This window comes from Sporanaerobacter sp. PP17-6a, from assembly GCF_900095615.1.
GTDB lineage: Bacteria > Bacillota > Clostridia > Tissierellales > Acidilutibacteraceae > Acidilutibacter > Acidilutibacter cellobiosedens.
In genome coordinates this window covers 26790-51970 of the sequence record NZ_FMIF01000027.1, presented here as the reverse complement: position 1 = coordinate 51970, position 25181 = coordinate 26790, and the positions used below count along the sequence as shown (strand labels likewise).

The following is a 25181-nucleotide window of genomic DNA, read 5'->3' as shown; positions in this document are numbered from 1 at the left end:
TATTTTTATCTTTTAATTAGTGCATGATAGCTTAGTTGTTAATTATCAATAGCAGGAGGTCTGTTAACTTGAAAGATACAGATATGATAAAAAAGGAACTAATATACTTGGATACAAAAGCAAAGAATAAAGAAGAGTTACTGTCTAAACTTTCAGATATTCTGTATGAAAAAGGCTATGTAAAGGAAAGTTTCAAACAAGCAATAATAGATAGGGAAAAGATCTATCCTACAGGCCTTCCGACTTTAGGCGCCAAAGTTGCACTGCCTCATACGGACACGGAACATGTGATAAAACCGGCTATTTTGGTTTCAACATTGGAAAAACCGGTAAAATTTATTGAAATGGGAAATGGTACCACTGTCTTAGATGTAGAGATGGTATTTATGTTAGCTGTAAAAAATCCTTCCCATCAAGTTAAAGTTTTACAAAAATTAATTAATATGTTTGAAAAAGAAGACGTATTAACTTCATTAAAAAAGTGTAAAGATACAAATTGTATATATAATACTTTAAAGAGAGAAATTAATTAATTTATAAAAAGAGTTTTATTGAAACCCACTTTGCGGAAAATTTAAATCAATGAAAATAGAATTTTCCCATGGGTTATAAACTTAAGGAAATCTGATATAACATTTATTGTTTAACAGATTTCCTTTTATATTGACTCTTGAATACCACTTGAAGAAATAATCTTGGTCTCATAAATATTTGTTGTTTTACCTATAAGTATAGCTGCAATAAAAGTGGACGATATTTTTTCATGCATAAGTCGCGTATTAATTTCATGAATAATTGACAAAGTTTACGAATATTAGTATATTATTAATTACTAATATATCTGGCACAAAAACCTATCAACCTAAATATAGAAAGGAAACTTCAAATGGAAAACAAAGCAAAACAAATCGCTGAACTATTAAAAGTTCTCGCCAATGAGAACCGCTTGTTAATTTTGTGTGAACTTATCAAAGGTCCGAAAAACGTAAGTAGTCTCGGAGAAAAAATACCGAATATCACCCAATCAGCACTATCTCAACATCTTGCACTTCTAAAATCCCATGGAATCCTGGATTTTTCAAAATCAGGACAGAGTGTTACCTATTACATTTCCGACCACAGGGTAGAAGAAGTCATTTTCGTACTTAAAAAATATTACTGTAACAGCGAGAAAGATAAGGGGTAGGAACATTACTCTGTTTGGGGTATTAATAGAAAACGGATTTACAAAAATTAATTGGTTTGAGCTATAAAAAGTTTTTTAATGTTTAGCTTTAAATAAACATGGGAGGATGATATGCAATATATTCTGATGTTTTTAGAAGGAATCATTACATTTATATCACCTTGTCTTTTGTCTATGCTGCCCATATATATATCTTATTTTGCAGCAAATGAAGCGAATAAAAAGAAAGCTCTCACAAACTCAATCGGTTTTGTTTTAGGGTTTACCATTGTTTTTGTTATAATGGGGGCTTTTATGGGGACTGTTGGAAAACTAATACGTAATTACAAAACAATTCTCAATATTGTAACGGGTTCTATTGTGATTATAATTGGCCTGAACTTTCTGGGAATATTAAAAATAGGATTTTTAAACCGCATAGGTAAGAAAAATATGGTTATCAAGAACCTTGAATTTTTTTCATCTATGGTCTTTGGAATCGTGTTTTCAATTAATTGGACACCGTGTGTAGGGACTTTTTTAGGGTCCGCTTTATTAATGGCATCCCTCGAAGGGTCATTATTAAAAGGAATTTCTATGTTGTTTGCCTTTTCATTAGGATTAGGAATACCCTTTATCATAAGCGCATTGTTAATTGACCAACTAAAAGGTGCATTTGATTTTATTGAAAAAAATTACAAAATCATCAATTTCATATCAGGCGGATTGCTCATTATCGTCGGTATATTGATGGCCACCGGATACATAGGTTATTTCTTCTCACTTTTAACTTTTTAGGAGGTATATATGAATAAGAAAATAAAAACAATAGTATCAATTTTTGCATTTGCTTTGTTTATTGTTATAGCCATTTTTATGTATAACATACTCAGCAAAAAAATATCTACTCAAAACGATATGGATATTACTCAAAACAAAGATGAGATATCTCAATCCGACCAAGATGTGGAAAAAGAAAAAACAAAAGCGCCTGATTTTACAGTTTTAGATGCGGATGGAAATACTGTAAAGTTATCAGATATGTTTGGTAAACCCATTGTGCTAAACTTTTGGGCAAGTTGGTGTCTTGCATGTAAAAGTGAAATGCCAGAATTTAATAAGGTATATAAAGAGACCGGAGACGATGTAACATTCATGATGATAGATCTTGTAGACGGACAACAAGAAACAAAAGAAAAAGGCGAACAATATATAAAAAAACAGGATTTTTCCTTTCCTGTATATTTTGATATAAAGCAGGATGCCGCAGATACATATGGTATAGTATCTCTACCCACAACAATATTTATTGACAAAGACGGTTATATTATAACGGGGGCAGAAGGCGCTATTGATGCAAAGACTTTGAAAAATGGAATTGATTTAATAAAATAATGTCTGACAATTAATATATAAAAGCAAAACATGAGATTAAATAAAAGTTATTGGGATATGGCCAAAATAGCTTTAAAACAATCATAAGCATATGCTTATGATTGTTTTAAAGATGGTAAATCTATGGGTTTCAATTATTTGACATAGCTTAATACTGTTTATATAATTAATTATAAATGCTTCTGTTTAAAATTTAAAAAAGTCAAACCTAAAAATGGAGTTGATAAAATGGCGAGACCAACGAAGTGGAGAAAAATCGAAAACGTTCCTGCTATTCCTTATTTCATTCCATCGGAAAAAGATGTCGCAGAACTTCCGGAAAATATATTGAAACTTGAAGAACTTGAGGCTATCCGTTTAAAGGACTTAGAAGGATTTGAGCAAAGCGAATGTGCCAAAAAAATGGAGGTATCCCGTCCAACTTTTCAACGCATCCTTTTGTCCGCAAGGGAAAAAATTGCCGATAGTTTGGTAAACGGAAAAATTATTCATATAGAAGGAGGAAATTTTACCTGCAATATTTGTCCGGTAAAATGTATGGATTGCGGAAAGGAATGGATGGAAAGTTATGAAAATCTTGAATCCATTAAAAGTGGAAATTATACATGTCCCAACTGCGGTTCGGAAAAAATTATCTGCAGAAAAAACTGTAAAGGTAAGTTTTGTCAAAGAAATTGTTGTCGACATGGTAGAAATATTGAATAATATAATAAATTAAAATAAAAATAAGACTAAAAATTTTAAAATTTTTTAGTCTTATTTTTATTTTTTCTTTAATAATATTGACATATGCTCATAACTATATTAAAATAAACATTATGAACTTATGCTCATAATGTTTATTAAGAAACTTACCTAACAAATATATAATTTAATGTTTAAAATAAAATCAATTAAAAATTAAGAGTTTCTCACTTTATAAAATACATAACTCAGCTAAAAACTTTTGAGTATAATCTCAAAGGTTTTAGATAAAAAATTAAAATAACTTATTTAGGAGTTGAGAAATAATGTCAGAAAAAAAAGAATCTTGTGAGGGATGCGAGGGAAACCCTCAAAGTTTTTTGGAAAAAACAAATAATTTTAATTCTATCAAAAAAGTAATCGGAGTGGTCAGCGGTAAAGGAGGTGTAGGAAAATCACTTGTTGCAGCCATGCTGTCTATTTTGATTAACAGAAAAGGATATAACACAGGTATACTGGATGCCGATATTACCGGGCCTTCTATTCCTAAAATGTTCGGCATTAATAAAAAAGCCCAAGTAAATGAAATGGGAATTTTGCCGGAAAAAACCCATAATAACATCAGCATTATGTCAATTAATTTGTTGCTTGATCAAGCAGATGCACCTGTCATTTGGAGAGGCCCTTTACTTGCAGGTACCGTTAAACAATTTTGGACTGATGTCATTTGGGGAGATTTGGATTTTTTGTTCATCGATATGCCTCCCGGAACAGGAGATGTGCCATTGACCGTCTTTCAGTCTATTCCGTTGGATGGTATCATCATTGTGACTTCGCCGCAGGAACTTGTCTCCATGATTGTAAAAAAAGCTTACAATATGGCAAAACATATGAATATACCAGTTTTAGGAATTATAGAAAATATGAGCTATATCAAATGTCCAAACTGTGGAGAAAAAATATATCTATTTGGCAAAAGCAATCTAAGGGAAACAGCAAAAAATTTAAATCTTAACGTTCTCGGTGAAATACCTGTTGATCCCCTCATGGCACAGCTTGTTGATAAAGGAGAATTTGAACGTTTCAATAATGATTATTTAGACAAAGCTGCTGACAAAATTGAAAACATGCTTGTTAAAGATACTGATATGCACAGTTTTGTATGAAAATCCGAACATCAATGTGGGCCAATTTCTATCAAAATTACCTGAAAAATAATATATAGCATTAATTAATAAAATAAGTTATCAGCTCAAATAAAATTTGAAAGGAGAAAGTTATTATGAAAATCGCAGTTGCAAGTGAAGGTAAAATGGTAACGGAACATTTCGGTCATTGTGAAGGTTTTACAATCTTTGAAGTTGAAAATAATCAAATTAAAAATAAGGAGTTTATCCAAAACCCCGGACATAAACCCGGATTTTTGCCGGTATTCCTATATGATAAAGGAATAAATGTCATCATATCAGGCGGTATGGGCGGCGGTGCAATTGATATTTTCAATGAAAAAGGAATTAAGGTTATCACCGGAGCATCAGGAGAATCCGAAACAGCCGTGAATAATTATTTACAAGGTAAATTAAAATCCACTGGTTCTGCCTGTCATGAACACAAGCATGCCGACGAATGTAAAGAATAAAACATCAACATCAAAGAGGGAGGAAAGCACCTGTCACAATCAGTCAGAGATATCCGCTGGCTGATTGTGATCCTGTCTTTTGCCGTTTCATCTATTACAAACCAACATCTACCGCTATGAAATGAAACAGTCTGAACCGTTTATCAAAACCATCCTTTACAAGAAAGCAGTTATCCTTTTATAAGCTTTATAAACGATGAAATTCTCAAAGTTGAAGATAAAAGGGCAAGGCTTGTTATTCCCCCATAAATTATTGCAAGAGCAATTTGGTGTATATCAGCAGATAAACAAAGAGTAAACAGTAACATTAATATAGGCAGCAGATAAAATAATACTGCCACGATTCTTCCCAAAGGATCAAATAGAAACACAGATGTATTTTTGCTTCCTCTGTTAAAGATAACGGAAGTAACCCAGAATTCTAAAAATTTGAATATAATGACCCCCAGCATCCAGTGAGGAAACATACCTCGGAAAGACAGCGATAAGCTGGCCATTATAATAAAGAAAAAATCCGCCATTACATCCAGTATTGCGCCAATGCCGCTCTGCACACCATACTTACGCGCCAGTTTTCCATCAAAATAATCCGATGCCGCTACTAATATGAATAGCACAGTGCAAGGTAAAAACGGGTTGGCATCATGCTGTACCACATTATAGAATATCAACGAGAGCGGAATTCGTAATAATGTTAGTATATTTACTAAAATATTTTTAATCACTTTGTACTACCTCCATTCCTAAATAATTTTCAACCATAATAATATCGAATATCAGTACATTTTATCGCATGGTGAATGAATATAAAAAATATTCATTCACCATGCGATAAAAAAATTGTTTCTTCTTTTTAGCAATCCGTTAAACCCTTCATAATGAATTCTACAAGCACCTGAATAACTTGTGGGAAATATTGAATCCCTATTCCCTCTTTGTGCGTATCAAGGTAGACTACGGATTTCATAAGTGCAAAAAGGAGTCCGTCGTCGATATCATTTCTTATTTTATTTTCCAGTTTCCATTTCTTTAACAAATCCATGTAAGAATCAAACAAAAAACAACCGTATTTATCATGATATCGTTGCTCTAAATCACCAAAAATATCTTTGTTATACCATTCCTGTAAAATTCGATTTTTACTTATAGTGTCTGTACTTAGCGATAAGAATTTTGTAACCAATGCGATTGGGTCATCATTTAAATTAAGGGATTTCACAATAGACTTTTTGACCGCTTCGTTTTCCTTGAAATAAATATCGAAAAAAAGCTCCTCTTTTGATGGGTAATAATTATAAAAAGTTCCGACTCCAACGCCTGCTCGTTTCGTTATAGCTGAAACATTAACATCCTTAAAGCCCTTCAAAAAAAATAGTTCTCTACCAGCTTTAAAAATCTCTGCCTTTTTATCCAACAATTTATCTTCCCGCCTTTCCAGAATGAATAATATTATTATTCATTCATATTATATCAAAATTCTTTTTTCCTGTCAACAACACAAGGGGACGGTTCTTCTGTGCTATATCCTCCTTATTACAGCAAAACTAATTCCTGTTAATCTTTCTATTTGCCTTATTGATAATCCACCATTCTTTAACTCTTTAATTATTTTATCTCTTTTTTCTTTTTCACAATTTTGAACTTGATTTGGATTTTCTACTTTTGCTGTTTTCTCTATTAACTTTGCAGCTTCTATATCATCAATCCTGCCGTCTTTCTCATATTCAAAACATTTATCATCATTTTCCTCACTATTAAATTTTTTAAACAAATCCACTGCTCTTTTCTTTTCGTCTGCAAAAAAATCTAATGCAAACTTTATATCACAAATATTTTCTTTTCCCAAATACTCATTATAGCTGCTCCATGGATATTTTGATATATTGGTCTCAATACCTGCTTTGATCGGATTTTGATGTATATATCTCAATACCGTCAAAAAATATTTATCGTCTTCTACCGGCTCACTTTTATATCTGTCTTGAAATAAATGTCCTCTTCTTTTATATTTCCTATTATACCAATATACATAACTAGCTCCTATCCTTCGAAAAACTATTCCTAAATCTTCTTTTCCCTCTTTCATTAGTAAATGTATGTGGTTGTTCATAAGACAAAAAGCATATATTTCATATCCCGATATTTCCTTATATTCGTTAATTGTCTGAATTAATTTTTTATAATCTTCATTATCTTTAAATATTATCTGTCCATTTATTCCTCTAAGAATCACATGATATATTCCGGTACTGCTTTTTTCTCTTGCCTTTCTTGACATAAAAATCACCTCCAATTTATATTCATTCTAACATAAATTAGAGGTGAAAACAACACAAAAGAACCGTCCCCTCGTGCTGTTCTATATCGTTATCAATTCATATTCCTTATTTCCAAGATTCAGCTTAACAGCGTGATCTATTGCCACCCTCCAATTGGTTTCTGGACTGACATCTGTAAAGTAATCCTGATGTTTATGACCGTTTTTTTCAAGAATACTCCCCTTTATAACAGACTGACGATTTACAGCATCTGCACAGGCCACATCCAGAGCAACGGGATCAAAGGAAGCAAACATTCCTACATCGGGAACAATTGGAATATCATTTTCACTATGGCAGTCACAATAAGGAGAAACATCTATTACTAAACTGATATGGAAATTGGGACGTCCATAAAGTACCGCTGCTGAATATTCTGCAATTTTTTTATTTAAAATGTCATTAGATTCATCTGATGCAGGTTGAACCGCATCCATAGGACAGACCCCTATGCATCTGCCGCAGCCCACACATTTATTATGGTCTATTGTAGCCTTATGGTCTTTTAATGTAATTGCATCATGGGCACAGTTTTTAATACATGTCCCGCAACCTACACATTTACTATGGGAAACATGAGGCTTTCCACTACTGTGCATCTCCATTTTCCCTGCGCGAGATCCGCAACCCATCCCAATATTTTTTAATGTACCTCCAAAGCCTGTCGATTCATGCCCTTTAAAATGGCTAAGGGAAATAAATACATCTGCATCCATGACAGCTTGGCCTATTTTTGCCTCTTTTACATATTCTCCGTTCTTCACAGGCACCAAGGCTTCATCAGTACCTTTCAACCCATCAGCTATTATTATATGACAGCCCGTTGAAAGTAAAGAAAAACCATTAACATAAGCAGAACTCAAATGATCCAAAGCATTTTTCCTTCCGCCTACATACAAGGTATTACAGTCAGTTAAAAATGGCTTTCCACCCAATTCTTTCACAACATCTGCTACAGTTTTTGCATAATTAGGACGTAAATACGCCAAATTCCCCGGTTCTCCAAAATGAATTTTTATTGCTGTAAATTTTCTATCAAAATCTATCTGTCCAATTCCTGCTGTTTTGATAAGACGCCTAAGCTTTTGCGGTAAGTTTTCCTTAATAGTTGCATGCATGTTTGTAAAATACACTTTTGATTTTCCCATACTCCATACCCTCCAAAATTTTATTCTATTTAATAATACCATACTTTTGTTATATCCGAATAGTACATTTAGTAAAATATAGATATACATTCAGTTTCGTAACTACAGTTAAATAACAATTGCTGTTATTAGACCATCCCTCTAAAAAATCCACGAACCTACTTGATAAAAAGCAACTGCCCACAGCCAAGCAACCACACATTGTCCCACTACTATCACAAAAGCAAGAATTCCATTATTAAATTCTCTTTTAATAGTTGCAATAGCAGCAACACATGGTGTATATAATAAAGTAAATACCAGAAAACTAAAAGCAGAAACAGGGTTGAACATACCGGTTAGGACAGTAGGAAGTGCATCAACGGATGTTCCTGATAAAACAGCTAATGTACTAATAACGGATTCTTTTGCCATGAAACCGGTAATAAGCGCTACAGCAGCTTGCCAGAACCCAAAACCGGTAAATTTAAAAATCGGAGCTATAAATTTCCCGGCAGTTGCCAACAAACTTGTCTGCTGATTGTCCACCATATTAAATCTCATATCAAAAGTCTGTAAAAACCAGACTACAATTGTAGCAATAAAAATAATTGTAAAAGCACGAGTAAGAAAATCTTTTGCTTTTTCCCACATGAGCAAAATTACGCTTTTAAAGCTGGGCATACGATAATTAGGCAACTCCATCACAAAAGGTACTGGTTTACCTTTAAAATATGGAATCTGTTTAACAATTATAACCATCAGAAGACCAATTAAAATTCCGATTATATAAAGTGTAATCATTACCAAAGGTGCATGTCTTGGAAAAAAAGCAGCAGTGAAGGCTGCATAGATTGGCAATTTAGCCGAACAACTCATATAAGGAGTCAGCATTATTGTCATCTTTCGGTCTCTCTCACTGGCAAGGGTACGTGTCGACATCGTTGCAGGCACTGTACATCCAAAACCGATCAGCATTGGAACTATGCTGCGTCCCGAAAGGCCCAGTTTACGCAAAGGTTTATCCATAACAAAAGCTACCCTCGCCATATATCCAGAATCCTCTAATATTGAAAGAAATAAAAACAATGTGACTATTATAGGCAAAAATGAAATCACACTTCCTACACCTGTGAGAATACCTTTAACAATCAATGAACGCATAACCGGATTGACATTCAGCGCTTTTAAGCTTTGCGCTATTTCTCCGTTTAACCAATCAATGCCGCTGCTTAACAGATCACTTAAGGGTTGTCCGATTACTCCAAAGGTTAAGAAAAATACTAAAAGCATGATACCAACAAAAATGGGTAAAGCAAAAAACTTATGAGTTAAAATTGAGTCAATTTTAATGCTTCGTTGTCTCCCAACATTGATTCCACCTTTATTCACAGTATCTCGGCATACATTTTCAATAAAATTATAACGCATATCTGCTAAAGCAGCTTCCCGATCCGTCCCTAATTCATTCTCCATCTCCTGAATCATATGCTCAATAGCATCCAGCTCATTTTGTGAAAGACCTAATTTTTTAGTCATAGGAGGGTCCCCTTCGATCAACTTAGTAGCCGCAAAACGCATCGGAACATTAAGTCTTTGAGCATGATCTTCAATTAAATGAGCAATACTGTGGATACAGCGGTGAACCGTTCCGGAGCAAAAATCTTCAATAGTAGGTACCAGTTTTGCCTGAGCCGTAGCAATAGCAGTATCTACAAGTTCATGAATTCCTTCTCCCTTGCTGGCAGATATAGGAATTACAGGAATACCGAGTCCCTTTGACAAAGCTGCAACATCAACACTCCGTCCGCTTGCCCTCATCTCATCCATCATATTCAACGCCAGCACCATAGGAATACCTAATTCAATTAATTGCAAAGACAAATATAAATTACGTTCGATATTAGTAGCATCAACGATATTAATAATTCCATCAGGTTTATTTTCTATCAGAAAATCACGAGTCACAATCTCTTCACTGGTATAAGGAGAGAGAGAATAAATTCCCGGCAGATCGACAACCGTTGCAAATTCATGATCCCTAATCTTTCCGTCTTTACGGTCAACTGTGACTCCGGGAAAATTACCTACATGCTGATTAGAACCCGTCAGTTGATTAAACAAAGTAGTCTTACCACTATTTTGGTTGCCTGCCAATGCAAATACCAATTCATCATGCATGTCCTTCACTCTCCTCCTCAAGTTCAATATTAGCTGCGTCTTCCAGGCGAAGCGAAAGGGAATAGCCCCTTAATTCCAATTCAATGGGATCACCCATAGGTGCCATTTTACACACAGTTACCAAAGTACCCGGTGTCAATCCCATATCAAGCAGTCTTCTTCTCAAAGCACCTTGTCCACCTACTGCGGAAATTCTTCTACTCTGCCCTACCTGTAGCTTATCTAAAGTCAAAGCAATTTCCTCCTTCTTTATGAAATAAAAATTAAAACCTTTATTTAACAATGAAAAATGAACACTGAATCATTATATAGCATATCTTTGCATACTGTTAACAGTAGTTTTGTAATACAAATTTATTTATTGGTAAATATAATATAACTATTGCGGCCAATTTATCTACTGCCGTAGCTTTGATAAATTAAATTAAGCTATGCTATTTACTGTTCCGTGCTCATTATTTATTGAAGCATTAACTCGCTTAATATATAAATAATCTATTTTTAGTATAACATAAATATATTCATTTTATCATATAAAACAAAAAAACAATTGTATCAGCAATTAGGTTTTCGTGCAAAGTATTCCACAATATAAGAGTGACCGATCGTATTACTCTTATGTCAGTCCTCAATAATACACCTCCAATATGTGAGATATTCTCAACTTAAAATTCAAAAAGTGTCGCTTTACTTAATATAACTTTCATTATATACTAAAATTGATAAAGGGTACAACAGAAAAGAAAGTAGTCACAAAAACATGAAAGACAGAATTGTTGTTAAAGTTGAACTTCAACTTTAACAAGTGAACAAGGGAAAATAGATTTACGTAGCATGAAACATTTAGCGTGGGTTCTATCAGACATCATGGAAAAGGAGCATAAAAAATGAATATAAAAATCTCAAAAGAATTATCTGAGTTATGTCCGGGAGCAGCTTTGATGGTATTTAGCTATGAAGCCGATGTTAAAGAAAGCCCTAAGGAGCTTATTGCTTTATTGGATAAAACAATAAACAATCTGCACACCCGTTATACAATGACGGATTTGCCTAAACTTACACATATCAAAGATACCCGTGCTGCCTATCATAATCTTGGTAAATCTCCCACATCATACCGCAATGCGGCGGAAGCAATGCTCCGACGTATTGTAAAAGGAAACGATTTATATCATATCAACAATGTGGTGGATATAAATAATTTAATTTCTATCTCAACAGGATATTCGGTAGGTTCTTACGATACAGATTGTTTATCCGGCACGGTGGAATGGAGACGTGCGCCAGACGGTGAGAGCTATCGAGGAATTGGCAAAGATGTTCTGAATATTGAGCATCTCCCCACACTATATGATGAAAAAGGAGCCTTTGGAAATCCGACCAGTGACAGCCGTAGGGCAATGATTACTCCTGGTATACATCGAGTTTCAAGCGTGGTTTATTCCTTTTCGGGCAACCATGAATTCGATTTAATTGCATCACAGTATAAAAAATTACTTATTACTCATTGCGGAGCAACAGAAATTGATGTTATAATTATAAATTAAACAAATGTCATTCGTTGTAAAACGTTATGCTACAGGAGAGGAGGTTAAAGCTGATGGACAACATTATAGTCTGGACAAAACAGAATGAAAATGTCGCCAAAGAACTTAACGAAACTGGTAGATATATTGCTAAAAGGGAATATATTTTCAAAGATTTAGATGAACATGCATATTTGGTGTTGGAGGCGTATGATTGGCTGGTAAGAAATATCCCCAGCGCTTCCCAAAAGCCAGATGATACAGGATATCCTATATGGGTATCTCTCACAAAGGAGGCAACCATGCTACCAAGTAAGGGAACTATCATACTGGAACTTACATTAGACCCGTCCTTAATCACAATGGTGAATATCGACAAATGGGGTACAATCCTAAATTATTCCTATATTCCGGCAGACGAACAAGATGCCAAACATCACCGACAACTTCTGGAACAATATGGTGTAAGCGATACTAAAGCATATATGTCACAGTTTTATCCTCAAATAAAAAGAAAAATAATTGACAGTTGGAGCCGATTGTTTGACGATTCTATCATTCTCGGCAGCAACGAAAAATATGGTATTATATGGGAGGTTAGAAAAAAATGGGTAACACAGATAATACGGTAATGCTCTATTCCTCCCAATCAGAAGTTGTAGTTAACTCTCTTGAGCGAGATGGTATTTGTTTTTCTAAACAGGAATATGTTATAAAAAAATATGAAGAAAGTGCTCCGATTTTTGTAGCGGTATACGGTTGGTTTGCCATAGCAGCGGAAAAATATCTACCAAAGCCGAAGGGAGCTGAATATCCTTATTGGGCTTTTAGAGATTTATATAGTATCGAACAATCAAGCGACAGCAGAATTTTGCGGTTGTGTATTCCGACAGATGAAGCGATATTCTTCGATATGTACGACTGGAATAAGATTTTACGCCTCCAATATATCGGAGAAACTGAATCTGATGAGAAACGGTTTCGACAAATGCTTGTTGGTTATGGAATTCGGCGAGAAAGTGACATAATCCTCACGAATTTTTACCCAGAATTAAAGCATCAAGTGCAAGATAGTTGGCAAAGGCTGTTTCGCCATCATGAAAAGATAAAGGCAGGCGATACCGCTGGTGTAGAAAGTGTGCAGGCGGGATTATGGCAACTGAAACAAGAGTGGATTGTGTGAAAAATATGAAACCGTTATAGTACCAGATAGCTTATTTGGCTAAATGTGCTACGACAGCTTGAGCGGACACCATCATTTCCCACCTGTATTCCCTTTTGATTTTTTTGATTTTCAAAATATTGCCTATTAGAAATAAAATCTTACTACTTCATGTCATTATCTGAAGTTTCAATATCAGAAATGAGTATAGTTGGAGGCACTAAGGTGTAATCACCTGCAAGACAATTATGAGTTATCCTCGCGTAACTTTCCTTGATTTTAGTGAAAGTTTCTTCGCTCACTAAATGCTCCATACGGCATGAATCTCTATGTGCGATCTTTTCATCGACATTGAGTATCTCTATCAGATATCTTTCAATTACCGCATGGCGTTCAAGAATGGAATTTGCGTAATTTACTCCATCCTCGGTCAGAATGAGGTTGTGGTTCGCATCCATATTGACGAAACCCTCTTTACGGAGCTTCTTCATTGCGACACTGACACTCGGCTTCGAAATACCAAGCTCATTTGCAACATCAATCGAACGAACTTCACCAAGTTTTTTCTGTAAAATTAAAAGAGTTTTTAAGTAGTTTTCTGCTGATTCATTCATACAATAAAATCACCTCTTGATCTTTGCTCATTCAAAACGGCAACGTCCTAATCCTAATTTAATGACATTTGATAACCATTTTGAGACCTGGATACCCGCAGCTTACAGCAAACAGGTTCCAGCCCAAATACCCGATGTTTTCCTATCGAGCGGCCAAAATTGTATGCGTGAAGTATATCTTGAACATTTCTTCCACTCAATTCTCCGACCTCAAGGGCAAATGACTGACTCTCATTTGTTGACCTTTCGTTACTCAATACAAGTTTCCAAAGATACTCAATCAGGACATCCGGCAATATCTTTTTTACATCAGGTGACACTATTAAATTAATATCTGTCATTTTTATACCTCCTTAAGGGTAATAATAGCTCATATTCAAGACTCAAAGGGCATGCTTGTTCACCTAAGACGGCATACTGTTTAGCTTCCATAGTTCAGCGCCCTCTCCAATCGTTGTGGTGCTTGTGTCTGCCGAAGAAATCATCATCGTGATTTCCGTGAAATTCGTCGTGTACGCTGTGACCACCGAAACCGCCAAATCCATGACCGTATCCGTGCTGCGACATAAACTCTTCCATTGACTTGTGGCGCTGTTCAAAATCCTCGTCGGGGAATTGCTCCTCGTACCGCTTGATAATGCGGCCGAGATAATCACTGAAAGCGGCGAGTTCCTCATCATTTAGGCAGTCGAGAATTTTTTCTGTTTCCAATGTTTTGTCATCAACGTTCTCAGCGGCTTTCATACCTTCTTCGGTCAGTTTGATTGTCATAATGCGCTTATCTTCTTCCGAAGGTTCACGCGTAATATATCCGCTCTTTTCCAGCTTTGCGAGCAGTTCCGCAAGGGACTGTTTGCTCATATTCAGTAAATAGGTCAGTTCTTTTTGGCTGATTTCCGGCTTCATTTTGAGAATCGCCAGTACCCGGCCTTGCCCCCGGTATGGGTTATGTACCCAACCGCCTCTTATAAAATCGTGAAACGACGCTCGATGCATCAACATTTGAAGCTGTTGTAATTGTTCATTGATTACTACTTTGATCTCGCTCATTGTTATTTCCTCCTAAAATTTATTGTGTGCTCATTATCATTCTCAAATTATTCCTGTTCTATAAACAGTCCCACTGACACAATCTCCGTTAATCCCTTTGGAGAAAGATAGACCATATTGAACACTTTCTCCTCCATTATGGACAACAATCCTTCAGGCTTCAATATTCTATGAAATTCTTTCAGAACATACCAAGAATTTAGCAAAAGACTTCTTCGAGTTTTTATCATACTCTTCAGGCCACTCGTGGTCCTCTGCAAAATCATTACCGTATTACTAGCCTTCCATTATCTGGATATACTTTTCAAGTTCTTTGTCACTTAAATCACCATGGAATCCTTTGATTTTTCCATAATCTTGCGATGTTGTTCTAAGTCGTCGTTTGTGGATTATTCTACAATTGGTGTTTTGATATTACTCATTATTTTCATTCATAAATACTAATATTTAAGTCAAGTACCTGACTTTAATATTAGTATAGTACCTGACGATTATTTTGTCAAGTACTTGACTATATATTTATTAAACACCTGATTTATTTTTTAACCGCTCCAAAAGCAAACCACAAATTATTTTATCACTCGAAGGTTATTTTTGGAGATTCACCGCTAAAGTTCTACTGAATCTCAGGTCTAACCCGGGGTATTCTTAGTACAAAAACAGCAAAGATTATTGAAAAATCTTTGCCGTTTAAAAAGGTAGGAGGCTACTATCAAAAACAGCTCCGGATTTAATAGTATAAAAAAGATTCTCATATATTTACGGAGATTCTATTCACAATATGTAAGGTAGAATATCTATAAGATTATCAGTGTCAATAAAATATATAGAAACATAACTGCCATACCGCTCCCAGTGCCAGTCCCTACAATTTAATGTTTGATATATTACTAATGGAAATATAATGCTTGAGACATAGTCAAAAACAAAATCCCAAGTAACTTTTTATTAAAAATTTTGCTACATATTTAATAAACAGATTAAAACCATATCACTTTCACAATCAAATACAGGATAAAGCACCAAAAAGCGATAAGTGGCAGTGCATAATACCATTTTTTTAATTTTCCGTCCTGCCACAGTCCTTTGGATTCATTCCGACATTGCTCAAAAATGTCACGTGGAATCAGCTTGATCGTTAACGTCACCAGAGCGGGCAGGATGACAACATCATCCACATATCCAAGCACCGGAATAAAATCTGGGATAAGGTCAATTGGAGATAAGGCGTAGGCGACAGTAATTGCTGCACACACCTTTGCAATCGTCGGAGTCTCTTTCTTCTTCAACGCGATATATACGGCGGGAATATCCGTTTTTAATTTGTTGGCTCTTTCTTTCATGGTCATGGCTTTCCCTCACTATTCAGAGATTCATCATTTTGCCGATATACCTCTGCGATGAATACATCCAGCCGTGCCCTACACTCTTCCAGCTTTCCATCAACGGAGGAACGCAGGGAGGCTCCGTGAAAATCACGCTGAGTAATTTTCTGATACCAATCAACCAGCTTTTGAAGCTCAGTCTCATTTTCCTCAAGCTCCGCAAAGGTAAATTTTCTCCGCTCAGATTCCTTTTCCAATTCATGGAGCAGGTCGTCACATTGCTCAAGAAATTCTCTGTATTCCTCATCCCTTGCTCGGTCAAATGTGGCTATGATGCGTTCTGAGGTGCCTTCATCATGTGGAGCCATCTTCATCAGATAAGCTTCGCCCCCGTTTTTCAGGATTTCATTTGAAATATCCTCCATAAAAACCTCGTTGTCTTTACTCATAGGTAAAACCCAGACCGATTGGCTCAAAATAACAGCGCCACTTTTTTTGAGTTTTCTCCATATGCTGACCCGAACACGAGACGGTTCTTTGGGAAGCATGTAATTGATCGTCAGCCACTCCTGATGCTTCATATAGCCTTCCTCCTTTCATTTTATAACTGACTCGTCTTGACCATACGATTCATCATGAAATAGAACAAAACGGCGATCACTTCTGACACTCCTGTAAATGCTATAATTATTCCCGTCTGGTTCAGATCGTACACCCAGCCCATAAGTGCAGATCCGCCGAACAGGGCCAACCCGTAAGCCGTGTTGAAAACGCCGTAACTGGTTCCCCGTTTATGAAACGGCGTAATGTCAGCTATAGCTGAGCGCATGACAGTTTCGTGTGTCCCCATGATGATGCCGAAAATCATCATTCCAGCGATGATCAAGGGAATTGAACCACTCAAAGTCAAAAACGGCAGCAGCAGCGTAATAAAAGGAATCGCTGCCAGAACAAGCAACCCTCCGGTTTTCTTACCGGTTTTTGCTTTAATGCGGTCATATGCCTTCCCAATGAACAAAGCCGTCACGGCATCCACAATCATAGCAACCGAGTAGAGCAGTGTGATATTTCCGTCTGACATAAGGCCCTTGTCCTTCAGATGATAGCCAATGACGCTGAAATTGACAAAGCCCAACGTACAAAAAAATGTGAACGCCGTATAAATCCAGAAGATCGGTTTTAGTTTTTCCGTTTGGAACTCCCTTTTGGCCACAGCAGGAATTAGCTCATCTCTTTTTACTCGGCGGTAAGCATAGGTTAAAAAGAGCATGAGAAAAATAACCGCAATAAACAGCCATTTATACCCTATCTGGTACTGGGCGATCCCGTTTTTCCCCGTAAAATAAAATACCGCTGTAAAAATCAGCGGGCCAGCAAAAGCACCTATCTGATCCAGTGCCTCCTGAAGGCCAAAAGCAAACCCGACCCCGACCTGATTCTCCGCAACGCAGGATAACACCGTATCTTTTGCCGGATTGCGCAGAGCTTTTCCGATCCGCTCCATAAGAATCAGGGCAACGAGGATATTCCAGTTCATAGTAAAGCCCATGAACGGTACAACCAGTAGCATACCATAACCAACAAACATAAACATCCAATATTTTCTGCTCTTGTCTGACCACACGCCGGCAATCAATCTGAGAAAGTATCCCAGAAACTCCCCAATTCCAAAGACCAGCCCGACCTTGGCCGCACTGACTCCCAGCAGATTCAAGTATTGACTGTTCACGCTGCGGGCGCTTTCATAGACCACATCCCCCAGCAAACTAATGATTCCGAACAGAAGAATGACAGTCACGGCTGGCGTGAACCTTTTTTTGGATTCCATATTTATGATACCTCTTTTCAGTTTTTAATATAAAATTATTGTAATGAGTATTACATGTAACACTGATTACAGTATACAGTTTTCATTTTTGATTGTCAATCAAGTTTTATTCAGGATAGAGTTAATTTACTGTAGGACGAATTATAAGTGTAAATTAGAATCCCCTAAATTAAATAGAAATTTGTTTTAACAAAATATCAAAAACCATGCCGGACTTCATTTTTTTATTTTATCTCAATGTTTCCATATTCACCATATGCCGATATGGTAATCCCCACGCATAAAACATTGAGGATGATCCTTCAGCAAGTGTTTGTTCTTAATGAGATAATCAAAAATCAATCTGTCTCCTTCAAAATCGACGTCGCATTTTTGATATGATGTCAGCCGGCTGTTGTTTGTCTCGTAAAACCGTAACAGCCAATCATCAAGCTTTTCCTCTGGGTAAATGGAATGTACCCTGCATAAAATTCTACCGGAGTCAACTCCTAAAACGTATTATTCTCTTTTGGAACACATCGGCAAAAGAGTTTCTACATCTGTTCCTTCGCACCACGTCAAAAGGGTATATACGCCTTTCCCTTCATCGCAGACACCAAAACCAACTGGTTTCGACATTAGCACTTCAAGTTCTGCCACACGTTTCATCATTAAGAATTCTGTTTTTTTATAGTTGTATTTTGAAATATCCGCAAAAGACGCATAGCCCAGGATATCTTTCATATCAACCGCGCTCCTTGACATATTGCTTGCGCCAGTTAATGAGCCAGCTGAGCTGCTTGTCTATAAATTGTTTATCAATACAGTCAAGACCACATATTTCTACGATGGTTGCCTGCAGTTGGTAATGCCGTATCGCAATAAAATCATAAAATGATTCTTTCTCTGCTTCCGACAAATAATTTTGAATCATTAGTACAAAATAGGCTCAGGTAAAATTTCCCAAAAATCATTATCCAAAATTTCTTCCAGTTCATCGGAAATCCTATATGATTTAGAACAATCTATTTGTATTTTTCTAAAAACTCATTTGGTATTAAAATTTCACGTAGGTTTTACCCGCTGTTCCAGAATCGGTAATAAATCAAAAATTTTATCATCAGGAACATGGTATTCGTTTGTATGCCAAATAGGCGAAGTATCCTCCAGGACATTTTCGATTCTTTGGCTATAAAAAAACGGCTTCAATATGTTTAATGTGTCTAAGCTTTCCAAGCTCTCTTCAATAACTCCTAACCGAAACATTAGTATTCACCCCTGTGTTATTTAAGTCGATTATGTTAACGTAATCGACTTATTTAGATAAATATCACTGGCAGGTTAGATGAATATAAATGCCGCAGGTAACTTTGCATTATGCTCACAATCTTACTTATAAATTGGAATTAGTGTTACCTTGATACCTTTATTTCAAATCCATATTCACGCAATGTAAAGTTATCATCAATTTTTTCTTCATAAATTCCATCTACCTGCCTAAATCCATTTCTTAGATATAAGTTTATAGCTGGTACATTTATATTCACAACGAAAAGCCTTAAATATTTAGCATCTTTCTGCTTAGTGAGTGCAATAGCATGCTTAAGCATCATAATGCCAATGCCTCGTCTTGAATAATCAACATTGACTCCAAAGCAGTCAAGGTATAATGCTTTGTCATGGGTATTTTCCCATTTCATACAGCTTTCTCCAGTATTCAATTCACATAATGCAAACGCTGCAACTATATTATCGTGCTCCTCCACCAATAAATAAAGACGACCATTTTCAATATCACCGCTAAAAAACTCACACGGATAGATTTCGTCCCAAAAAAGAAGCCCGCCCCTTTCAGAATCGACCTTCTTTCGACCTAATCTTCTGTATCATTAGTACAAAACAGATGCACATCTGAAATTGTAACAGACATAGTGTTCATACAATCATAAATCAAAACTATTCAATTAGTTTCAATAACTGTTCTTTTAATATTTTTTATATCCTCATCTATAATTTCCCATATTAATTTCAAATTTACGCCCTCATAGTCGTGAATAATATGATTTCTTAAACTCTTCATTTTAAACCATGGAATATCGGAATGTTCATTTATATATTCTATATCAAGTTTATTAGTTAGCTCACCAATTTAGCTCAAATTAAATACGCATGCTTCTACCATCATACTGTTATTTTGAAATTAACTATAGGTAATATTGCTTGTATACTTTAATACAGAGTCAGTATAATTAATTATTTTTTGGATAATCTTTCGATTTCTCAATATATTACCATACCTTCTTTTTCAATCTTTTTATTTATTACAGAATCAGGTTCTATGTGTGATTTATCAATTAAATCTATATCGCTGTTCTTAGAAGATTTACCTTTAGCATATAGACCAAATAATACCGCTTTACTTACCGGATAATTACTTAATATGGGTATTGTTATCTCTTTTATCTTTTCAATTGAAATAGTGTTGGAAATCATGCGTTTCACCCTTCTTATACCTTCTTATACCTTTTACTATAATTTTCAATCTTGCTTAAGTTTATTATATACTATTTTCAACTTTTTGGTAATTAAAACAAACCTTTAACTAACATTAAAAATATGTTTATTTCATACGTAATATAAACGAAACATAAGAATAAAATTAAAATTATATAAAAAAGCTGCATCTTTATTGGTTTACTACCAACAAAAATGCAGCTTATAACTTATGTCATTAGGTCAAAATAGATGCAGGCATTTCATTCTTAGTAATTCCATTATCCCACTGTAGAAAATAGCGTACCAAAATTAAAATTTATATATCCATTGTACTCAAGAAACATAGATTAACCTTAAATTTTAATCTGGCTAAGTGCCTTTATCAAAAAACTGTTTACAGAGGAAAGTATATCAATATGTTGTGCCAGATGTCAGCAGGAAAAGAATCTCATACCCAGCCAATCCTAAAGCAGATAACGCACAAAAGGAAATCAGCGTCTTGCGTCGGAAACAATCACCCTTATAAATAAAGAAGTATAGAGAAAGACCAATGATAATCCTACCGATAGCAGCAGGAATCATATGCATGTAATCGGGTAAGTGGAGTAATTCGTTTAAGCCTTCAGCAAAAAAAACAGAGGGCAGTAGACTTGCAGCCCAATAATATTTCGAGTTTTTTTGCAAAAAAGCACTTGCTCCGAAAATGATGCCTGCCACGACAGCACAGGCAAGCCAGATATAAAAGTAGTAGCCTCCAAATGAAAAGGAATGGCTGTTTACAACTGATTCTACCCAATAGTATGAAATTACGCAAACTACAAGCGTTTCTATACAGAGTAGAATCGATAAATATTTCCCTTTTCCAGCTGATGCTATAAAGAACGCTGGTATTAGCCAAACCGCCCCCGAGTTTGCCAAGGAATTCAACGAACCTGGCAGGTACTTTTGCCCAAACACCGTCAGAATCCCTGTGAGCAGTCCAACGAATAAGGCGCATACAATTTGAATGGTAATGACCTTTTTATTTGAGTCCATAGAATTTTTCCTTTTTGGATATAGTCTCGTTTATTTACATGTCGCATAAAACCTAAAATTTAGCTATGCCCTTTAAGCATAATATGGCGGAGAAGGTGGGATTCGAACCCACGTGTCCTTGCGGACAACCGCATTTCGAGTGCGGCTCGTTACAACCGCTTCGATACTTCTCCCTATTTACTATATCCTACATATTACTATTTTCCATCTGCAAAACCAAGAATAAAAATAAGTCTATTTTCTTAATTCATGAAAAAATTTTTTTATTATATCTGAACATTCTTTCTCTAATACTCCAAAGCTTACATTTACATTATGGTTAAACTTTTCATTATTGGTTAGATCAATTAAAGTTCCGCAGGCTCCCATTTTAGGATCTCTTGTTCCTATTACCAGTCTATCAATTCTTGAGTTCAAAATTGCTCCTATACACATAGGACAAGGTTCTAAGGTTACATACATAATACATCCTGAAAGCCTCCATCCCCCTAAATATTTACTTGCGCCTCTTATAGCTATAATTTCTGCATGATCAGTAGGATCCTTTAATGTCTCCTTCATATTACATCCATTGGATATAACTTTTTCGTTATGAACTATAACAGCTCCCACAGGAACTTCTCCAATGCTATATGCCTTACGTGCCTCTTCTAATGCCAATCTCATAAAAAACTCATCCATATTAAATCACCTAAGCAAAAATCATCGCATCATATATATCAATGATGCGATAACTGTAATAAGCATCTTGGTGCACCCGAGAGGAATCGAACCCCCGGCACACGCCTTAGGAGGGCGTTGCTCTATCCTACTGAGCTACGGGTGCAGGTTAATTCAACAATTATATATTTTATACTATTTTATAAAAAAAGTCAATTTCTTATTTTCCCTGACAGAGTTTTAGTATATCTATGTTATATATCTTATTCATGACAGCTTGTTTGCTTATTCTCCTTTACTTTTTGTTATTTTCTGCAGCATACTTAGCCGTCATTTTACTCATAAGTTTACCCATCTTAATGGGGAACAAATAGCAGACTAATGTCTGTACCTTTTGCCCAAAGCTATGACAGATAACAAAAGACTTATTTTGTATATGCCTTGCAAGTCCAGTTCCAACTTTCTCAGGATCAGCCATAAACTCTTTAGGAACGGGCAAAGGTCCTGCGGATTTAGTTCTAGTAAGAGGTGGATGGAAGATATGAAAACTGATGCCGTAATCTTGATATTCAATGTTAAGACACTTAGCAAGTGATTCAATCGCCCCTTTGCTCGAAGCATAAGGACTGATATTGACAAAACCCATCACACCGACTCCAGAACTGGTAAATATAACCCTTCCACTTCTTTGGTCCTTCATGTATGGTAAAACCATCTGTGATAAATGAAGCGCACCAAAATAATTGACGTCTATTACATCATGATACGTTTTTTCTTCGGTTTGCTCCATACCTGCAAACGTACACAGACAAGCGTTATGTATCGCACAATCAATGCTCCCATATTTTTTTACACTTTCACTCACACACTCTTTCATTTGTCTTAAATCCCGAACATCACAAACTTTTGCAGAAAGAGAACTATACTTTTTACACAATTCACTAAGATTGTCGATATTTAAATCCAAAACCGTTACATTATAACCTTCTAGTAAAAGTTGCCTCACTAAATAATATCCAATACCATCCGCTGCACCTGTAATTACAATATTTTTCATAGAGAATCTTTCCTCCTGTCCGTGGAAATATGGTATTCCTCTTCCTGTTCGTGATGCTGTTACTTTTACACTGTAAATCATCATCGCAACTCAACCAGCAATACGCAGCGGTGATGGTTTCAACCGTTCATTTATGGCGATTTCATTATACCACATTTCCATAAAGTATGCCACTGTCGGATAAAGTCTCTGCAACTTATAAATTAAAATTTGTTGTAACAAAAAATAATGTTTCTTTATATAATGTATTAGGTAAATCCAAAATACGATTTGTATAAGGAGGGTTATATATTATGGCAGATACAACGGGAGGCTGGGGCGACGATTCCAGTTTGTTATTTTTCTTTCTTCTTTTAGTTGTCCTCTTTGGCGGTGTTGGATGTGGCAACTGGGGTGGCGGAAGATAGTAGACTTAAAAGTGGAGGAAAATACCTCCACTTTAATCTATTCCATAAAGCCATAAATTCATTCTCGGGGTAAAATCATCTCCTGTAACATCTTCGCATACTCTTTTAAAGTTCTCGGTAGTTGCATTTAAATATTTGAACTCCTCATAATATCTATTTAAAATGCGATAAAGGGCCTTTTCTCCATAGTCTTTTCTTATACTGTCAATAAATAAAGCTCCTTTTGTATACACCAAAGATCCGTAGTCATCCCAATCTTTAAATTTGCTTAATGGTTTCACTACTGTTTCATCAAACTTAAGAGCGTCTTTCATATGTTCATAGTTTATCTTCAAAATGTCCATATATCTATCTCTTTCTTTTTCTCCGTATGTCTCTCCTATATATATACTTTCCGAATAAGTGGCAAGAGATTCATCTAACCACGCCTCATCTATCTCATTGTTTCCAACCAATCCATACCACCATTGATGAGCTGTTTCATGGACTATTACATTTTCAAGGGCAGGAAGATAATCATTATCATAATAATCTTCTCCTATCATTATAAATTCAGGATATTCCATTCCTCCTGAAAAGTCCGATGCAACAATAGAAAAATTGCTGTAGGGGTACTTACCGAATACCTTACTAAATAAAGTTAATGCTTTCTGTCCTGTGTCAAGAATATATTCATTTATTTCATCATCATCGGTAAAAGAATAAGAACTCATTAAGATACCGTCTACATTTCTCTTCCTTACGATATAATCATTGCTTATGGAAAAAGCAAAATCTCTTATTAAATTTCCTTCTATTTCAAAAACTTTTTTGTTTCCCCTTTTCTTTTCTTTAACAATCTTGCCACTGGTAGCAACAATTATATCTTCAGGAACAGTGATATTTACCACATAGTTAGAAACACAGCTGTAAAAAGGGTCTCCAATGCTATAATATGGTTCAGTATTCCACCCACTTTCATCATATACAGCAAGTATAGGATACCAATTCCCAAAATTAATACTTTTATTTCCATAGCCGAACCTATCTTCTGTTCTCGGTATTTTGCCTTCAAATTCCAAATATATATTTGCTTTTTCACTTTCTTTTAAAAAATGCTGAAGTTTTACTTTAAGAGCAGTGTCTTTGTCCCCCTCTATAATAAACTCAGCTTCTTTCCCATCAACCTCAATTTTTTTTAAATTAATATATCCAGGATCAAAATCTCTTTCCAACATATATCCATTTAATAAAGGAGCTGTTTTTTTATCCTTAAAAGCATTGGGATATATATGAAAAAACAGCTCCTTTAAAACATTTTGTGTATTATTAGTATAACTGACCCATTCCTTACCATAATACATTTTCTCTTGAGTATTTATCTCTACTTCTATTTTATAGTTGTTTACACTCTCTTTATCAATTCCATCATAATTACTTACAATAATATTAGGATAATCATTTTCTTCAGTCTTTATAACGCCTAAAAAGGCAAAGGATACAATAATTACTATGATTACAAAAAGCAACCATCTTTTTCTATTCACATTTATC

The 25181-nt window shown here is 35.4% G+C and carries 32 protein-coding genes and 2 tRNA genes; 10 read left to right on the top strand and 24 right to left on the bottom strand.

Features of this window, described 5'->3' with window-relative positions:
- Positions 1-68 precede the first annotated feature (68 nt).
- From PP176A_RS11385 to PP176A_RS11355, 7 genes are all read left to right on the top strand, one after another.
- Entirely contained in the window at positions 69-533 is a 465-nt protein-coding gene (locus PP176A_RS11385; protein ID WP_083381930.1) for a PTS sugar transporter subunit IIA, read from the top strand.
- A 353-nt stretch (positions 534-886) separates the two neighbouring features.
- Entirely contained in the window at positions 887-1186 is a 300-nt protein-coding gene (locus tag PP176A_RS11380; protein ID WP_071140599.1) for an ArsR/SmtB family transcription factor, read from the top strand.
- 111 nt (positions 1187-1297) lie between these two features.
- Positions 1298-1963: a cytochrome c biogenesis CcdA family protein gene (locus PP176A_RS11375; protein ID WP_071140598.1), complete on the top strand. Its 666-nt coding sequence runs from the start codon at positions 1298-1300 to the stop codon at positions 1961-1963.
- 9 nt (positions 1964-1972) lie between these two features.
- Complete coding sequence (locus PP176A_RS11370; RefSeq protein WP_071140597.1) at positions 1973-2560, top strand: TlpA family protein disulfide reductase; 588 nt, start codon at positions 1973-1975, stop codon at positions 2558-2560.
- 228 nt (positions 2561-2788) lie between these two features.
- On the top strand, positions 2789-3265 hold the full coding sequence (locus PP176A_RS11365; protein WP_071140596.1) for a DUF134 domain-containing protein: 477 nt from the start codon (positions 2789-2791) through the stop codon (positions 3263-3265).
- 305 nt (positions 3266-3570) lie between these two features.
- Entirely contained in the window at positions 3571-4410 is an 840-nt protein-coding gene (locus PP176A_RS11360; RefSeq protein ID WP_071140595.1) for an Mrp/NBP35 family ATP-binding protein, read from the top strand.
- Positions 4411-4526: 116 nt separating this feature from the next.
- Positions 4527-4883 (top strand): NifB/NifX family molybdenum-iron cluster-binding protein, encoded by a 357-nt coding sequence (locus PP176A_RS11355; RefSeq protein ID WP_200796139.1) that lies wholly within the window; start codon positions 4527-4529, stop codon positions 4881-4883.
- 170 nt (positions 4884-5053) lie between these two features.
- Here PP176A_RS11355 and PP176A_RS11350 read toward each other — a convergent pair whose 3' ends face one another.
- The 6 genes from PP176A_RS11350 to PP176A_RS16080 all read right to left on the bottom strand — a co-directional run bounded on the left by PP176A_RS11350 (position 5054) and on the right by PP176A_RS16080 (position 10741).
- The gene (locus PP176A_RS11350; RefSeq protein ID WP_071140593.1) at positions 5054-5608 is read right to left on the bottom strand and encodes a CDP-alcohol phosphatidyltransferase family protein; all 555 of its coding nucleotides are present in this window, start codon (positions 5606-5608) and stop codon (positions 5054-5056) included.
- Positions 5609-5736: 128 nt separating this feature from the next.
- The gene (locus PP176A_RS11345; RefSeq protein WP_200796138.1) at positions 5737-6297 is read right to left on the bottom strand and encodes a TetR/AcrR family transcriptional regulator; all 561 of its coding nucleotides are present in this window, start codon (positions 6295-6297) and stop codon (positions 5737-5739) included.
- Between the two features lie 105 nt (positions 6298-6402).
- Positions 6403-7161, bottom strand: coding sequence for a transposase (locus tag PP176A_RS11340; protein ID WP_071140591.1), 759 nt, complete (start codon positions 7159-7161; stop codon positions 6403-6405).
- 81 nt (positions 7162-7242) lie between these two features.
- Positions 7243-8349, bottom strand: coding sequence for a DUF362 domain-containing protein (locus PP176A_RS11335; protein WP_071140590.1), 1107 nt, complete (start codon positions 8347-8349; stop codon positions 7243-7245).
- Between the two features lie 141 nt (positions 8350-8490).
- Positions 8491-10509 carry a ferrous iron transport protein B gene (gene feoB, locus PP176A_RS11330; protein WP_200796142.1) on the bottom strand — a complete coding sequence of 673 codons (2019 nt, stop codon included), beginning with the start codon at positions 10507-10509 and terminating at the stop codon, positions 8491-8493.
- On the bottom strand, positions 10502-10741 hold the full coding sequence (locus PP176A_RS16080; protein ID WP_071140589.1) for a FeoA family protein: 240 nt from the start codon (positions 10739-10741) through the stop codon (positions 10502-10504). The genes feoB and PP176A_RS16080 overlap by 8 nt, the downstream gene beginning before the upstream one ends.
- A gap of 655 nt (positions 10742-11396) precedes the next feature.
- Between PP176A_RS16080 and PP176A_RS11320 the strand changes: the two genes are divergently transcribed.
- From PP176A_RS11320 to PP176A_RS11310, 3 genes are read left to right on the top strand one after another with little or no spacing between them, the layout of a single operon-like run.
- The gene (locus PP176A_RS11320) at positions 11397-12056 is read left to right on the top strand and encodes a B3/B4 domain-containing protein (RefSeq protein WP_071140588.1); all 660 of its coding nucleotides are present in this window, start codon (positions 11397-11399) and stop codon (positions 12054-12056) included.
- Between the two features lie 53 nt (positions 12057-12109).
- Entirely contained in the window at positions 12110-12667 is a 558-nt protein-coding gene (locus PP176A_RS11315; RefSeq protein ID WP_071140587.1) for a DUF3841 domain-containing protein, read from the top strand.
- Positions 12643-13218, top strand: a complete 576-nt coding sequence (locus PP176A_RS11310) for a DUF3841 domain-containing protein (RefSeq protein ID WP_071140586.1) — start codon at positions 12643-12645, stop codon at positions 13216-13218. Before PP176A_RS11315 ends, PP176A_RS11310 begins: the two co-directional genes overlap by 25 nt.
- Before the next feature lie 143 nt (positions 13219-13361).
- Here the strand turns inward: PP176A_RS11310 and PP176A_RS11305 are convergent, their stop codons facing one another.
- The 18 genes from PP176A_RS11305 to PP176A_RS11220 all read right to left on the bottom strand — a co-directional run bounded on the left by PP176A_RS11305 (position 13362) and on the right by PP176A_RS11220 (position 25174).
- Positions 13362-13811 carry a metal-dependent transcriptional regulator gene (locus PP176A_RS11305; RefSeq protein WP_071140585.1) on the bottom strand — a complete coding sequence of 150 codons (450 nt, stop codon included), beginning with the start codon at positions 13809-13811 and terminating at the stop codon, positions 13362-13364.
- Between the two features lie 53 nt (positions 13812-13864).
- Positions 13865-14152, bottom strand: a complete 288-nt coding sequence (locus PP176A_RS11300) for a hypothetical protein (RefSeq protein ID WP_071140584.1) — start codon at positions 14150-14152, stop codon at positions 13865-13867.
- 94 nt (positions 14153-14246) lie between these two features.
- A complete protein-coding gene (locus tag PP176A_RS11295; protein WP_071140583.1) occupies positions 14247-14861 on the bottom strand; it encodes a MarR family winged helix-turn-helix transcriptional regulator in 615 nt (204 codons plus the stop codon).
- Between the two features lie 47 nt (positions 14862-14908).
- Complete coding sequence (locus tag PP176A_RS11290) at positions 14909-15091, bottom strand: hypothetical protein (protein WP_071140582.1); 183 nt, start codon at positions 15089-15091, stop codon at positions 14909-14911.
- A 750-nt stretch (positions 15092-15841) separates the two neighbouring features.
- Complete coding sequence (locus PP176A_RS11285) at positions 15842-16210, bottom strand: YkvA family protein (RefSeq protein WP_071140581.1); 369 nt, start codon at positions 16208-16210, stop codon at positions 15842-15844.
- Positions 16207-16767 carry a Chromate resistance protein ChrB gene (locus PP176A_RS11280; protein WP_071140580.1) on the bottom strand — a complete coding sequence of 187 codons (561 nt, stop codon included), beginning with the start codon at positions 16765-16767 and terminating at the stop codon, positions 16207-16209. Before PP176A_RS11280 ends, PP176A_RS11285 begins: the two co-directional genes overlap by 4 nt.
- A 20-nt stretch (positions 16768-16787) precedes the next feature.
- Positions 16788-18014, bottom strand: coding sequence for an MFS transporter (locus PP176A_RS11275; protein ID WP_071140579.1), 1227 nt, complete (start codon positions 18012-18014; stop codon positions 16788-16790).
- Between the two features lie 498 nt (positions 18015-18512).
- A complete protein-coding gene (locus PP176A_RS11270) occupies positions 18513-18758 on the bottom strand; it encodes a hypothetical protein (RefSeq protein ID WP_128751640.1) in 246 nt (81 codons plus the stop codon).
- A 300-nt stretch (positions 18759-19058) separates the two neighbouring features.
- Positions 19059-19259 carry a hypothetical protein gene (locus PP176A_RS11260; protein ID WP_071140576.1) on the bottom strand — a complete coding sequence of 67 codons (201 nt, stop codon included), beginning with the start codon at positions 19257-19259 and terminating at the stop codon, positions 19059-19061.
- Between the two features lie 146 nt (positions 19260-19405).
- Positions 19406-19786, bottom strand: coding sequence for a GNAT family N-acetyltransferase (locus PP176A_RS11255; protein WP_255401679.1), 381 nt, complete (start codon positions 19784-19786; stop codon positions 19406-19408).
- A gap of 167 nt (positions 19787-19953) precedes the next feature.
- Entirely contained in the window at positions 19954-20106 is a 153-nt protein-coding gene (locus PP176A_RS16760; RefSeq protein ID WP_255417556.1) for a HepT-like ribonuclease domain-containing protein, read from the bottom strand.
- A 167-nt stretch (positions 20107-20273) separates the two neighbouring features.
- The gene (locus PP176A_RS11250) at positions 20274-20486 is read right to left on the bottom strand and encodes a nucleotidyltransferase domain-containing protein (RefSeq protein ID WP_071140575.1); all 213 of its coding nucleotides are present in this window, start codon (positions 20484-20486) and stop codon (positions 20274-20276) included.
- A 414-nt stretch (positions 20487-20900) separates the two neighbouring features.
- A complete protein-coding gene (locus PP176A_RS11245) occupies positions 20901-21524 on the bottom strand; it encodes a DUF6518 family protein (protein WP_071140574.1) in 624 nt (207 codons plus the stop codon).
- A gap of 84 nt (positions 21525-21608) precedes the next feature.
- A tRNA-Ser gene (locus PP176A_RS11240) sits at positions 21609-21697 on the bottom strand.
- 61 nt (positions 21698-21758) lie between these two features.
- Complete coding sequence (gene tadA / locus PP176A_RS11235; protein ID WP_071140573.1) at positions 21759-22205, bottom strand: tRNA adenosine(34) deaminase TadA; 447 nt, start codon at positions 22203-22205, stop codon at positions 21759-21761.
- Positions 22206-22273: 68 nt separating this feature from the next.
- Positions 22274-22350 (bottom strand) — tRNA-Arg (locus PP176A_RS11230).
- A gap of 129 nt (positions 22351-22479) precedes the next feature.
- Positions 22480-23241 carry an SDR family NAD(P)-dependent oxidoreductase gene (locus tag PP176A_RS11225; protein ID WP_071140572.1) on the bottom strand — a complete coding sequence of 254 codons (762 nt, stop codon included), beginning with the start codon at positions 23239-23241 and terminating at the stop codon, positions 22480-22482.
- Positions 23242-23680: 439 nt separating this feature from the next.
- Positions 23681-25174, bottom strand: a complete 1494-nt coding sequence (locus tag PP176A_RS11220) for a M1 family metallopeptidase (protein ID WP_083381926.1) — start codon at positions 25172-25174, stop codon at positions 23681-23683.
- Between the last annotated feature and the right edge of the window lie 7 nt (positions 25175-25181).